The 12392-nt window shown below is 60.6% G+C and carries 10 protein-coding genes; 4 read left to right on the plus strand and 6 right to left on the minus strand.

Translation table 11 applies throughout. The annotated features are described in order from the left end of the window. Window positions 1-44: 44 nt before the first annotated feature. Together AC1D08_RS17005 and AC1D08_RS17010 are read right to left on the minus strand one after the other, a co-directional pair. Window positions 45-3194, minus strand: a complete 3150-nt coding sequence (locus AC1D08_RS17005) for an efflux RND transporter permease subunit (protein WP_477423597.1) — start codon at window positions 3192-3194, stop codon at window positions 45-47. Continuing rightward, complete coding sequence (locus tag AC1D08_RS17010) at window positions 3191-4354, minus strand: efflux RND transporter periplasmic adaptor subunit (RefSeq protein WP_477227808.1); 1164 nt, start codon at window positions 4352-4354, stop codon at window positions 3191-3193. The genes AC1D08_RS17005 and AC1D08_RS17010 overlap by 4 nt, the downstream gene beginning before the upstream one ends. Window positions 4355-4417: 63 nt before the next feature. Here AC1D08_RS17010 and AC1D08_RS17015 point away from each other — a divergent pair, with 63 nt between their 5' ends. Next, window positions 4418-4633 (plus strand): cysteine rich repeat-containing protein, encoded by a 216-nt coding sequence (locus AC1D08_RS17015; RefSeq protein WP_095089594.1) that lies wholly within the window; start codon window positions 4418-4420, stop codon window positions 4631-4633. 1097 nt (window positions 4634-5730) lie between these two features. Here AC1D08_RS17015 and AC1D08_RS17020 read toward each other — a convergent pair. Then, window positions 5731-7290, minus strand: a complete 1560-nt coding sequence (locus AC1D08_RS17020) for a polysaccharide biosynthesis/export family protein (RefSeq protein WP_457154125.1) — start codon at window positions 7288-7290, stop codon at window positions 5731-5733. 611 nt (window positions 7291-7901) lie between these two features. Continuing rightward, window positions 7902-8105, minus strand: a complete 204-nt coding sequence (locus tag AC1D08_RS17025; RefSeq protein WP_095089588.1) for a hypothetical protein — start codon at window positions 8103-8105, stop codon at window positions 7902-7904. Between the two features lie 495 nt (window positions 8106-8600). On the opposite strand from AC1D08_RS17025, the gene AC1D08_RS17030 reads away from it, so the two are divergent. After that, window positions 8601-8768, plus strand: coding sequence for a hypothetical protein (locus tag AC1D08_RS17030; protein WP_167392245.1), 168 nt, complete (start codon window positions 8601-8603; stop codon window positions 8766-8768). Between the two features lie 491 nt (window positions 8769-9259). On the opposite strand, the gene AC1D08_RS17035 is transcribed toward AC1D08_RS17030, so the two are convergent. Beyond that, window positions 9260-9460, minus strand: coding sequence for a hypothetical protein (locus AC1D08_RS17035; protein ID WP_477423599.1), 201 nt, complete (start codon window positions 9458-9460; stop codon window positions 9260-9262). Between AC1D08_RS17035 and AC1D08_RS17040 the strand changes: the two genes are divergently transcribed. Continuing rightward, a complete protein-coding gene (locus AC1D08_RS17040) occupies window positions 9450-9608 on the plus strand; it encodes a hypothetical protein (protein ID WP_477423601.1) in 159 nt (52 codons plus the stop codon). The genes AC1D08_RS17035 and AC1D08_RS17040 overlap by 11 nt on opposite strands. A 622-nt stretch (window positions 9609-10230) precedes the next feature. Here AC1D08_RS17040 and AC1D08_RS17045 read toward each other — a convergent pair. Then, on the minus strand, window positions 10231-11946 hold the full coding sequence (locus AC1D08_RS17045) for a hypothetical protein (RefSeq protein WP_477423603.1): 1716 nt from the start codon (window positions 11944-11946) through the stop codon (window positions 10231-10233). A gap of 125 nt (window positions 11947-12071) precedes the next feature. On the opposite strand from AC1D08_RS17045, the gene AC1D08_RS17050 reads away from it, so the two are divergent. Beyond that, entirely contained in the window at window positions 12072-12380 is a 309-nt protein-coding gene (locus AC1D08_RS17050; RefSeq protein WP_095089195.1) for a hypothetical protein, read from the plus strand. Window positions 12381-12392 lie beyond the last annotated feature (12 nt).

The following is a 12392-nucleotide window of genomic DNA, read 5'->3' on the forward strand; positions in this document are numbered from 1 at the left end:
GCGACGACAGGCAGCCGGCGCGCCATCCAGCTTTGATTGTATCGTTACTTGACGAGCGTTGGGGTGGCCTCGCTCTTCTTCGTGCGTCCGGAGCGTCGTTCCTCCAATCGTTGCAGGATGACGAAAAAGGATGGCACAAAAAGAATGGCCAGGCAGGTCGAAGCGAGCATGCCGGAAAAGACCGTGATGCCGATCGACTTTCGTGCGCTCGCACCGGCGCCGGTGGCGAACACCAGCGGCGCCACGCCGAGGATGAAGGCAAACGATGTCATCAGAATGGGCCGGAAGCGGGCACGTGCGGCTTCGATCGCCGATACGACGATAGGTGTGCCGGCGGCACGCAGTTCGCGTGCGACCTCGACGATCAGAATCGCATTCTTGGCTGACAGCGCTATGAGCAGAATGAGGCCGATCTGGACATAGAGATTGTTGTCGATGCCAAGGCTATTGAGCACCAAGACCGGCCCCACCAGAGACAGCGGCGCGGCGAGCAGGATTGAGATCGGAGCGAGCCAGCTCTCATATTGGCCGGCAAGAACCAGGTAGACAAGCAACAGTGCCATTCCGAACACCAGGTAAACCTGATTGGTAACGAGCTTCTCTTGGAAAGACAGCGCAGTCCAATCGGAGCCAGTACCGGGCGGAAGGGTATCCGCGGCAATCTCCTCCATCAGCTTGATTGAGTCACCTGACGAAAAGCCTGCAGCGGGCACGCCTACGATCGACGCGGCAGGATAGAGATTGTACAGGCTGATCAGCGATGGACCGACGCTGGGTTCAATCGTCAACACGGTTCCGAGCGGGATCATGTCTCCGTTGTTGTTGCGGACGGTAAGGCGGCCGATCTCCTCCGGCGTCAACCGAAACTGGGCGTCAGCCTGCACATAGATCTGGAAGACACGCCCGAACTTGTTGAACTGGCTCACGTAGCTGGAGCCGAGATAACCGGCGAGCGTCTGGAATACCTGGTCTGTGGTCAGGCCGAGGGCCTGCACCTTGTCGCGGTCGATCTCGGCCTTGTACTGCGGGACGTTGGCGCGAAACGATGACGAGACGCGCTGGATGCCCGACTGTGTCTCGGCCTTTTTGACGATCGCACTGACGGAGCCTTGCAGCTTCGAGAGGTCGAAACTGCCGTCGCGGAGCTCGACTTGCAGTGTGAAGCCGGCGGCGTTGCCGATGCCCTGGATTGGTGGCGGAGGAAGCACCAGAACAACGCCGTCGGCCATGCCCGACAGATTCTTGTTGAGAGTGGCGTAGAGCGAAGCTAGGTTTTCGCTCTTGCCGCGCAGATCCCAGTCCTTGAGAATGATGTAGGCGACGCCAGCGTTGGCTAGCGTCGAATTGTTGTCTAGGGCCGAAAGCCCGGCGATGGTGACCACCGTCTCCACCCCAGGTGTTGCCTTGGCGATCTTCGAAACCTGCTGCAGCGTTTCCTGGGTGCGACCAAGCGAGGCGCCGTCAGGCAGCTGAACCGCTGCGAGCAGGTAACCCTGGTCTTCGATCGGGATGAAACCGGTGGCGACGCGCGACATGCCGTAGCCGGCCGCGCCGATGATCATGAGTGCGACCACACCCGTTACGGCGCTATGACGCACCATCCCTCCGATCAACCGGACGTAGGCATTCTCGGCACGCTGGTAGACCGCATTGAAGCCGCGCGCGAAGACGTTGCGCTGTTCCGGTGGTACGGGACGCCTAAGCCATGTCGCGCATTGCGTTGGCTTCAATGTCGCGGCGTTGACGGCGCTGATCAGCGCGGTCGCCGCGATCACCAGCGCGAATTGCGCGTACATCCGGCCTGTAAGGCCGGGAAGGAAGGCCGCCGGCAGGAACACCGCCAGCAGCACCAACGTGATGCCGATGATCGGCGCGAACAATGTCTTCATGGCGGCAATGGCGGCGTCGTGGCTCGACATGCCACGTTCCATGTTGTGGGCGGCCCCCTCGACCACGACTATGGCGTCATCGACGACGATGCCGATGGCGAGCACGATGGCGAACAAGGTGGAAAGGTTGACTGAGAAGCCGAGCGCCGCCATCGCCGCGAACGCGCCAATGATGGTGACCGGTACGGTCGTCGCCGGAACCAGCATTGCCCGCCAATCCTGCAGGAAGACGAGAATGACGATCAAAACCAGCACCGCCGCCTCAAACAGCGTCTTGTAGACCTCGTTGATCGCCTGGCTGACGAAATTCGTCGTGTTGAACGGTATCGCGTAAACTATGCCTTGCGGGAAGGCACGCGCCAGTTCTTCCATCCTGGACGCGACCCTCTTGGCCACATCGAGCGCGTTCGCGCCGGGTGCCAGGAAGATGGCCATGCCCGCGGCCTGCTGGCCGTCGAGGTTGAAGAACTGTCCGTAGGTTTGCGCACCGAGTTCAACCCGCCCGACATCGCGAACACGCGTCATATCGCCATTGGCGCCTGTCTTGACCACAACGGCCCCGAACTGGTCGGGATCGTCAAGGCGGCTGGACACTTCGATCGAATATTGGAAGGACTGGTCGTCCGGCGCCGGCGGGGCGCCGATCTGACCTGCTGTGACCTGTTCGCTCTGCTGTTGAAGTGCTTGAACGACATCTTGCGTGGTCAAGCCGCGCGCCAGCATCTTTTCGGGATCGAGCCAGACACGCATGGAATATTGACCAGCGCCGAACACGCTGACATTGCCGACGCCAGGCAACCGCGAGATTTCGTCCTTAAGGCTGATAGTCGCGTAGTTGCTGAGATAGAGGCTGTCATACTTTCCGTCAGGCGAAGTCAAGGTCACGATCTCGAGGATGGAGGTCGACTTCTTCTGCACGTTGACGCCCTGCACCTGCACTGATTGGGGCAGCCCGGCCATGGCGGCAGAGACCCGGTTCTGAACAAGCACCTGGGCCAGGTCCAGATCTGTACCGATGGCAAAAGTGACGGTCAGGTTGTAGCTGCCGTCGGAGGCAGCGAAGGACTGCATGTAGAGCATGTTCTCGACGCCATTGACTTGCTGCTCGATCGGCAGTGCGACGGTGTCGATGACCGTGCGCGCGCTGGCGCCCGGATAACGGGTGGTTACCGAAACGGTCGGTGGAACCACGTCGGGATATTGCGCTACCGGCAACGCAAAGAGCGAGACGATGCCAACGACGACGATAAGGACGGCAATGACATTCGCCAAAACGGGTCGTTCGATGAAGAATTTGGAGATCATTGGCCAGCACCATTGGCCGGAGTTTGCTGGAGGGTCTTCACGGTCGGTTCGATCTTCTGGCCCGGCAGGGCTGTCAGCAAGCCAGATATGACGACGCGGTCTTCCGCTGTCAGGCCGGAGGTAATGACGCGCAACTCGCCGACCAGTTGGCCAATCTCGACGCCGCGTTGCTCGACTGTGTCGTCCTTTCCGGCGACAAGCACATAGCGGCCGCTCTGGTCGCTGCTGATTGCACGATCCGGTACGAGCAACATGTCCGGCTGCTCGCCGAGCGGGATGCGCAGTCGGACGAAATAGCCGGGCAGCAGCGCATTGTCCTTGTTTTCCAAGACGGCGCGAACCAGAAGCGTGCCCGTTGAGGAAGATACCGCCGGCGCTGCATAGTCGAGCGTTCCTTTGTGCGGATATCCAGTCTCGGTCTGCAGGCCGACATCTACCGGTATCTTCTTGAGACTCTGCATTGTCAGACCACGCTTGGCCATTTCAGCCCGGATCCGCTGCACATCCTGCTCACTGACATTGAAATTGACGTATATCGGATCCATCTGGACGATCGTTGCGAGGTCGGAAGTGCTGCCAGTGCCTACGAACTCGCCGACCGATACCTGGCGGGCGGTGACGATGCCGTCGAATGGCGCCTTGACTTCGGTGTAGCTCAGGTTGAGTTGCGCCTGCTTGACGTCAACGGCGTTCTGCTGCTGCTTGGCCACGTCGACCGCAGCGGCAGCGGCAGACTGGTCCAACGTGGACGCCGAAATTACCTTCTGCGCGAGCAAATCCTGTTGCCGCTTCAGGTCGGCGCTGGACTGTTTGACGGAGGCATCGGCCGACGTCTGGCCAGCCTGGGCCTGTTCAAGCGCCAACTGGTAAGGTTCAGGCTCGATAAGGAACAGTCGGGTGCCCGCTTTGACGCGGTCGCCGTCCTTGTAGTCTATTTCCTGGATGAAGCCCGCCACCCGGGCAATCAATGGCGTCGAATTGATGGCGGCCGTATTCCCCGTCTCGTTGAGATAGGGCGTTACCGTCTGCTTGAGCGGCAGCGCCACGTCGACCTTGGGCGGCGGCGGCGGGACATAGGCATTTTGCTTGTTGCATGCTGAAAGCAGTGCCGTCGCCGCAAGCAAAGTTACGGCCAGCGCAATGCGCGATACCAAAAGCATTTGACCCCCCTCAACACTTCACGGTATTTTGATTGAATGTTAGCCATTTTGGAGGGGTTTGTCATGCGAATTGCCTTGAGCGTGGTTTTCCTAGCCGTTCAGATGCTTGCGGCTCAGGCGCAGACAGCGGCCGAACGTGAGGCTTGCCAAGCGAACTTCGAAAAATTCTGCAAAGGCGTGGAGCCAGGCGGCGGCCGCGTCATTCAATGTCTGACGGAACATTTCAGCGAGCTGACGCCGGAATGCCAAAAGGTCGTCAAGGCGAACACACCTGGTTAGGATCGCGCAGTGCGCTCCGCCGAGCCGTCAGGGCCGGCTGGGACCGGAGCCGCGCATGTGTCAATGCCACTCCTGAGCGCTACGAGCAGGCAAGCCGGATGTTCGGACGCTTTGGCGAATGGACGCGGCCCTATCGTCTGGTAGTGAGACGTCGGACACCCGCCAGGTTCGTCAAACCTATGTCACCGCGACGACCTGTCCCGCCGCGTCGAGGCGACATCCAACCCGCGCCTGTCGAACTTCGATGCCGCCTTGTCTTGCATAGTCTATGCGCACCTCGATTGGTGCGGTGAGGGCACCGCGACGGTGCCGGCGCAGGGTACCTGCGCTGGCTGCGTGCACACTCACGGCACCAAGTGGCTTCGCAGCCGACATGATCGCCTGACGGCAGACGCGAACCACGGCGGGCGGGGTGCCAGGTATCACCTTTAACGGCGCCTGAGGCCGTAAGGGATAACCTGTGGTGCTTTGCCTGTCGCGACCACCTTTGGAAGGCCGGAGGCTGCGCGGCAGGGCTACTGCGTGTCGCACGCCCTTGGTCACGACTATGGCGGCCTTCTTCTTGCCGGCGCTGACACTCGCTGGCCCTGTGGCAGCCCCCGACGCCGCGCTCGCTCGACTATTTGCCGTACTGCCCGGAGCGGCGCCAGCACCGGCGGATTCGTCTCCAGCACTGGGGCTTGCCGAAAGGCCGCCTACGCCGCCGACGTTGGTACCGCCTCCAACGTTGGCGCCAAGCGATCCGTTGCTCGTGCCGACCGAGCCTACAACATTGGCTCCCCCGATTCCGTCGACGCTCGCGCCGACACCGACGGAGGCGCCGTTCGAACCGACGCCTACACCGGCGCCGACCCCAATACCACCGACGTTGCCTCCAAGGCCCGCCGATCCCTCGCTCGCGCCGACCGACCCTCCAACGTTTGCTCCTCCGACACCGTCGACGCTCGCGCCAACACCGACGGAGGCGCCGTTCGAGCCGCCGCCCACACGGGCGCCGACCCCGATACCACCGACTTTGCCTCCAAGGCCATCAGCAAGAGCCGAAGCAGGCCCGATCGCAACTGCGATCGCCAATACGGCAGCTGGATACTTGCGCATCACCATAATCCTTGTGCCGTGCGCAATGGCGCCCGCGTCGGGAGCAACGCGGCGGGAAGGCCAATCGTCGTCAGCCGAACAGGTTGCGGCGACTTGCGGACCGCCACTTTGCGGATTTCTCGCCCCTCGGGCTCATGGGCTGATCTAGCCCGTTTCCCTGTAAGTGCACTGGTACGGGGGCCTGCGCGATCACCGGCAGGCGCTTTGGGAGCAGGCTCGATGCGCTGATCGCGAGGCGTAGTGCGAGCTTTCAGGATGTCGGTTTCGTTGCGCGCCGCAACGAGGTCGCGGGTCAGGCCAATGGCCCTTTCGCGCTGTTGCCCCAAAGCAGCAGAGAGCCGGGCGACTTCCTCTTTTGCCGCGTCGCGATCCTGGCGAGTGGCATCGAGATCGCGCCCGAGAGCATCTGCTCTCCCACGTTCCAATGCCAGCGCTTCGCCGGCTCGCTTTGCAGCGGCCTCAGCAGCCTGGCGGTCCTGAATATCTGCCATTTGTGCAGCGGCAGCCAGTTTTCCGTTGGCCTCAAGAGCGTCGAGAGATTGTTGCGTCGCGGCAAGATCGCGTTCGAGGCGTTCGATCGTCTCCCGCCCCTCGTCAAGCGCGCGTCTCGCTCCATACAGGGAAGCTTCCGCAGCCTGGTGCGCGCCGAGTGCGGCGGCCTTTTCGCGGATCGCGAGGGCGGCTTTGACTTGCAAGCTTTCGACTTCGCGCTGCGCCACAGCCAGACCCTGCGCGAGCCGTTCGGCTCTTTGCTTCTGGTCTTCAAGGGCTTGTCCTTGAAGAGTCGTCGCCTCGGCGACCGCACGCTCACGCACGCCTGCGTCGGCTGTGACGCGCCGCATGTCATCAAGTTCGTCTCGCGCCGCGTCCAGTTCGCTGCGAAGAACCCGCTCGACCCTGTCTGCAGACTGACGATCTGCAGACGCCTGCTGGCGAGCGGCCTCAAGCTCCTCGCGAACGGCCGATAGTTCATGCAGTGACGCGTCCGTCTTGGATCGTTCCCCTCCTAGCCCGGTCGCGGCAGCCTCCACCAATGGGCGAGAACCGCTCACGTCTGGCGGCGCCCCAGCCGGGTGCCCCTCGGCTTTGGCGCCGCCCGACGACGCTGCCGACTGCGTGCGCTGCACGGTCATGACGGGACGGGTGTCGAAACCACTTCTGGCCTGTAAGCGATCGGTAATCAGCCTTGCCAATTCACTCTCACGCAGACCCGCAGCCGGAACGTGCCCAATCCCCGGAAGATCCAGCGTCCCGGTTGCACCGATCGTAAAAGCACCGTTGAGCTCTACGCCCTCCGTGATGCCGCCTCGCAAGGCATCCCACCCCGAGACCTTTAGCTCGACAGTGTCTTGAGGGGCGAGCCTGTCGTCAGTCTCCGATTGACTCTTTGCTGGGGCGCCAAATAGCAGGATCAGGCAGAACGGGATAAGGCTTATCGCAGCGCCGCGTGACCTCTTCCGGGAGTCATGAAACAACGCCGCCACGGCCGAGAATCTTCGGATACCACCGGAGAGTGCAGGGCTGTGGCAATCCGCGTTGGATGTCTGGACATGATCCATGACTGGACCTCCATGACTCTCACCGACCACGCGCTGCGCAAAGCTCGCGACGCGCAGACAAAGCTCACGGCGTGAGCCTACCAAAGTCGATCAGCAGTGGTGAGTACCAAATAGAGCGTAAGCTGCATCGCCCAATTGAGTAAGGGGCGCATCTGTACCAGGTTCGGCAGCCAGCTGCTCTGCGCTCCGACCTTCGATATCGCGTTAAACGACCGTTGCATTCGCAAAAGACACCAGAGAAGGCCCCCTCTATTTGCTCGTCACGGTATTTCGGCGGCCGATTCCGTCGGCGTAGGCGCGGCCCGAGGATGTTGCCATCATCGAGACGGCACTGAAATGGCTCGCGCGAAACCCACGAATGAACTCAGCTGCTGCGCGAGCCACTCCCTGTGAGTTGCGCCAGAATACGCACGCTCTGTCTCGGCTCCTTGAGAGCGCCAATCAGTCTACCGGTTGGTTGGCCTTATGCGGATTTGTAGGTTCTTGTCGCAGAGATAGCTGCGACTCGCGGCGTCGCCTTGGTGATGGACGGGACGTCTGGCCAATTCGCGCCCTGGTGGACGCCAACCCCGCTTTCGGCCCGAGGCGGTAGTGTCGCAGTGCTGGCAGGCCTATTGAGCCCTCTGTTTCTTGGCTTGTGCGGCGATAGCGCAGAGGAAGGCCAATGCGGCAGCGTCGCATGCCGTCCGCGACGGCCCTTTGGCGAAAAGCATGGCATCCGCAATTGGGATCGTCAGGCCGTACTTTTGGGCGAAAGAGGTGATTTCGTACGGCTGATCGTCAGATGGATGGCGGATGTCGAATTCGAAACCCATGCCTACTTCCTCCCAGTTCGCGACCTTCCACTCCTTGGCTCGATGCAAAAATTAAACTACCGATGCATCGCGCGAGTCCAGCAATTGGAAATTGTGTAAAACGATACATTTTGCGGTCGCGCCAACATCTCGTTGTGGCCGTCCGCCGGCCACTCCCGCTTTCGCTTCGTTCGCAGTCTCCCCGGCTTGCCAGCGCAATCGAGATCAGGGTGCGCCAGCGCCGGGATCATTGCGCTCGAACTCCCGCTCCATGACGATGTCGTGGCTGCATTTTCGCCGTCATCCGCCGGGAAGCCGGTCGGTTTTTTGCGCGAAGCCCGTACACCGCGAGAGCGGGCCTTTAGGGCCGGCGAAACAAGGACTTCAGTCTTAATTGTGCGACCTCTAATATAATATAGACTTATCAGCGCGGGGGATTTTCCGCTATTACAGTGGCCGGTGCGGCGCGCTTCACCCAAGCATCCACCGCACCGGCCATTTCCGAAGGCCGGAAGGATGACTGACAAGCCGGTGCCGACCTATGTTGTGAGCGTGTTCGAGAAACCTCACTGGCGCACAGTCCTGTCAACGAAGGACAAGGAGAAGGCCTTCGCTTTGGCCAAGGAAATCGGGGACAAGGTGCGAATTGAAGAGATTGCGCCGAAGGTCAAGAAGGGACGCTGACGGTCTACCCAAGGCCATCCTGATGGAAGCCCGAAACCCGATCGATGAAAAGCCCGCCACGGGAGCGACCCGCGGCGGGCTTTCGGAGTGGCTACATCCCTAAGGAATCGACCGCTTGTAGTTGTATTGTGTACTGCATGATCGCGTTAGCCTATGGTGTGATCGCGGAAGCCTTGGGCTTAAGCGTTCCCGCGTCCAATGTCGCGCGGACCTGCCGATAGTGTTTGGAAACCTTGGAAATCACCGTTAGCCGCTAGCAACGTGACGTGGCGTGATCCCGCGAGCGGGCGCTGCAGCAAGGTCGCCGGGCTGCCCTTCAGGCTGTCGCCGACCTATTCGTGCCATCCACCAGGGCGACGTGATGAAGCCGCTCGAGGAAATAATCGGTCTCAACGGTCGGCTTCAGCAACCGCTTGACGCGCTCCGGACCGCGCCTGCGTCCCGCTAGGAGAAACAGTGCCTCTTACGTGGAGTGAACCTTGCGTAGCCTTTCAACGGATACATCTGACGAACCGGACGATCACTTCCTCGGCGATGAGCATGGCCATGACGACGATAATCAGCGGCACGACCCCGTGCAGCATGCCTTCGAAGCGAACCCTATCCCCGAACACGAAGGTAATCGCCTCCAGGATCACGAACTTGGATAGGAACAGCACCACCCATGCGCCGAAGAATCGCATGAACTTCATGAAGGCGCCTTGCCTTGAAGAACACGGCGACCTGATGCTCGATGGCGATCGTCGCCTTCAGAAGGGCTTGCAACAAGATGGCGGCGAGCAACGACACGCTAAAGGAAGCGACCGTGACGCTGTCCGAAAACTCATCGAACAGGTTTAGGACCACAAGGTCGATCAAAGATATAGCGGGTGATCAACCGCTGATGGTCAGTCGGCATTTCGGCCGTGGCGGCAGAAAGCCGTGGATCTTGTCAGCCATGATGCCCCCTGAAAACACTCCTCGAAACGTGCCCTAACCGCATGGTGGGCGTCAATAGAGGCATGTCTGGGAGGAACACGCGTGCGCTTGGCTGCAGGGCCATGAGGCAATCCCAGCGTGGGTGCGGCAAGCCACAGAACTGGCTTGACGGAACATTAGAGGTCGCTAACAGTTGGTGGTTGCGGCAGGTGATGTCTCACCCACATCCTGCCGAAGATCGGGACTCCATCGCCTGGTCGGCCCGCGCTCTCCGCCAGAGGCGCGGGTTTTGACTGATCAGGGGGAGAGATGACTTATGAGCCGGCCACAAGCTACATCGCGAGCCAGGCGTGGCAGGTGTTGATCTAAGGCCGCATTGCGCCACTGGAGCAGTTCACCGTTTCACGGAAACGGCGAACTGCTCCAACTCTCTGTTTTGACGCAATTCCGGACGGAAAACCGTTTCACACTTTTCCTGGAATTGCTCTGGCGGGCATTCCGACTGCATGAGTTGCCGTACTTGCCAACATCACAGAATTTGCCCTCAATCCGCCACGTTGAAGCCGGCCTTCCGCAGTGAACGGACGAAAATCTCGACGTCTTGCGAACGGGCCAGGCGCATCGCAACCACGTGGCGCATGTTCCTCGTCCAAGCCGGTTGATTTTGCTCCAGCCAGCCACGCTCGCGATCAGCCTCGATCTTGTAGCCTCCTTCGCTCAGAACGGCAGCCGCAACAATATGATAGATCGGGTTCGATCGGACCGGCGATTTCTTGATCCACATAACCGCCTGCGAATAATCGCCGCTGAAATAAGAGCAAAGAGCCAGATCCACCTCATAGTAGCCCAACGAACGCGGATTTTTTTGGCGCGCCTCCGTTATCAACGCGCAGCCGTCATGCCAATTTCCGGAGACCGCCAGGCGCTGTCCGTATTCGCCCATGAACTCGGTATCGTTGGGATTGATCGCCAAACCCCGCTTGCCCACTCCCAATGCCAGGTTCATTTCCTTGCTGAAATAGAGTGCAAGCATTTCTCCCTGAAGCCCTCGTAAGTTGAGGGGGTCGACTTCCACCGCCTGCCTTGCGGCTGCCAGGGCGCGCTCCAGCACGGCGGCGGACGATGTGGCGTCGGTGGGAAACTCGAATCGATAGTCATCGATGTAGACAAGCGAAAGAAGACCCCAGGCGGTGGCGTAATTCGGGAAGCGCCGTACGGCCTTCTCGAGGCATGCACGCACGGATGCACGGGTGTCGGGGCTGAGCTCGACCCGATATGCATAGAAAGACAGCGTGCAGGAATATGCGGCCCAATCTTCGGGCGGATTGTCGACGTGGAGATTGGCGTCCGCCTGGAAGATGACGCCATAGGTTTGAGCCAAGCTCGTCGACACATTCCGCGCGATGTCTGCCTGAGCTCCGACAAGGTCCGCGACTTTCATCCGCCCATTATAACTGTCTGCCCACAGAACCGAACCGTCGGGTCGGTTGATCAATCTCACTCGAAGCAGAAAGGTATCGACCGACAGGCTGACACTTCCGGCGAGGACAAATCGTGGTGGCGAGGTCGACGCATCGCCGTCGTTAGGCGCCGACTCCATGACCACAATATCCTTGAACTTCGAAAGCTGGCTGACAATCTCCTGCTTCAATCCGCTCGCAATGGCTGCCGCCGCGGCGGTGCCGGTCAGATCTTCAAACGGCTCAACAAGCACACGGGGCGTTTCCGGCGCGCTTGACCTGACAGACACCCACGACCACGCCAATACCGATGCTCCAGCCGCAAGAATGGCTGCAAGCACTGCCGGGAGCAGGAACGCAATCCGCCCGACCGGAGAGTGGGTGATTGATCGAGAAACTATGGGCACCTGCGGCTGCGCCAACGAAGCCGGCGAACGAAGCGAGAAGATAGGAACATAACCACCCTTGGGAATCGTGATCAGGATTGGGTCTGTATGTCCGGCTGTCAGATAGTATCGCTCGAGCGCACGCCTGAGGTGGCCAGCCTCGATGCGAACGATCGGATCCGTCTGCGGGTCGAACGCCTCGCCGCGACCAAACACTTCCACGGCGATCGAATAGGCCTTAATACGGTCGCCTCGTCCCGACAAAGCCTCTTCCACCACATGGCTGAGGAAGCGGCGCTCGCGGCTGGTGGCATCGAAGTCCGCACTGTCGAGGATAAGGGCAAGTTGGGCGCGACAAGCCTCTACAGGGGGCTCGTGCTCCCTTGGTGCCGGCGTTTCCGCCTGGATCGCCATGTCCTCACTTGATCCCTTGCAACCGCCGGTTTTTGTTGTCGCTCGGTTACATGCTTATCCACGTAACTTACCTCCCGCTGCCCTTTCTTTGCAATACGATCGCGTCAGGTCGATGAACTGGCGTCATGAGCACAAGAGACGGATCGTCTGACAGGCACCGAGCGGTCTCGGCGGCAGTGCGCCGATACCCCCAGTTTGAATTGACGATCCATCGGCTGATGGACCGAAGCGAGAGTTTTCGCGATATCTGCGAGGAGCTCGCGGATGCAGAGTTAGCGCTTTCGAAGGTCGACCAGGCCCCACCGGCATTGCGCGAGGCCAGACGAGCCGAATGGCAGGAATTGATAGATCGCCTGGTTGGAGAGGTGGGAGCAGCAGTGCTGAATACCGATGCCGCCCGCAAATCGGGTATCAACCCGTGGCCGGCACGGTGAACAGCCATGAAT

This window comes from Mesorhizobium sp. P2_E6, from assembly GCF_056403835.1.

What these genes read in the sequence shown, in the direction of transcription:
- AC1D08_RS17010 (WP_477227808.1), bottom strand. Translation starts at nt 4,354, where the DNA reads ATGCTTTTGGTATCGCGCATTGCGCTGGCCGTAACTTTGCTTGCGGCG.
- AC1D08_RS17050 (WP_095089195.1), top strand. Translation starts at nt 12,072, where the DNA reads ATGAGCACAAGAGACGGATCGTCTGACAGGCACCGAGCGGTCTCGGCG.
- AC1D08_RS17005 (WP_477423597.1), bottom strand. Translation starts at nt 3,194, where the DNA reads ATGATCTCCAAATTCTTCATCGAACGACCCGTTTTGGCGAATGTCATT.
- AC1D08_RS17025 (WP_095089588.1), bottom strand. Translation starts at nt 8,105, where the DNA reads ATGGGTTTCGAATTCGACATCCGCCATCCATCTGACGATCAGCCGTAC.
- AC1D08_RS17040 (WP_477423601.1), top strand. Translation starts at nt 9,450, where the DNA reads ATGAACTTCATGAAGGCGCCTTGCCTTGAAGAACACGGCGACCTGATG.
- AC1D08_RS17020 (WP_457154125.1), bottom strand. Translation starts at nt 7,290, where the DNA reads ATGGATCATGTCCAGACATCCAACGCGGATTGCCACAGCCCTGCACTC.
- AC1D08_RS17015 (WP_095089594.1), top strand. Translation starts at nt 4,418, where the DNA reads ATGCGAATTGCCTTGAGCGTGGTTTTCCTAGCCGTTCAGATGCTTGCG.
- AC1D08_RS17045 (WP_477423603.1), bottom strand. Translation starts at nt 11,946, where the DNA reads ATGGCGATCCAGGCGGAAACGCCGGCACCAAGGGAGCACGAGCCCCCT.
- AC1D08_RS17030 (WP_167392245.1), top strand. Translation starts at nt 8,601, where the DNA reads ATGACTGACAAGCCGGTGCCGACCTATGTTGTGAGCGTGTTCGAGAAA.
- AC1D08_RS17035 (WP_477423599.1), bottom strand. Translation starts at nt 9,460, where the DNA reads ATGAAGTTCATGCGATTCTTCGGCGCATGGGTGGTGCTGTTCCTATCC.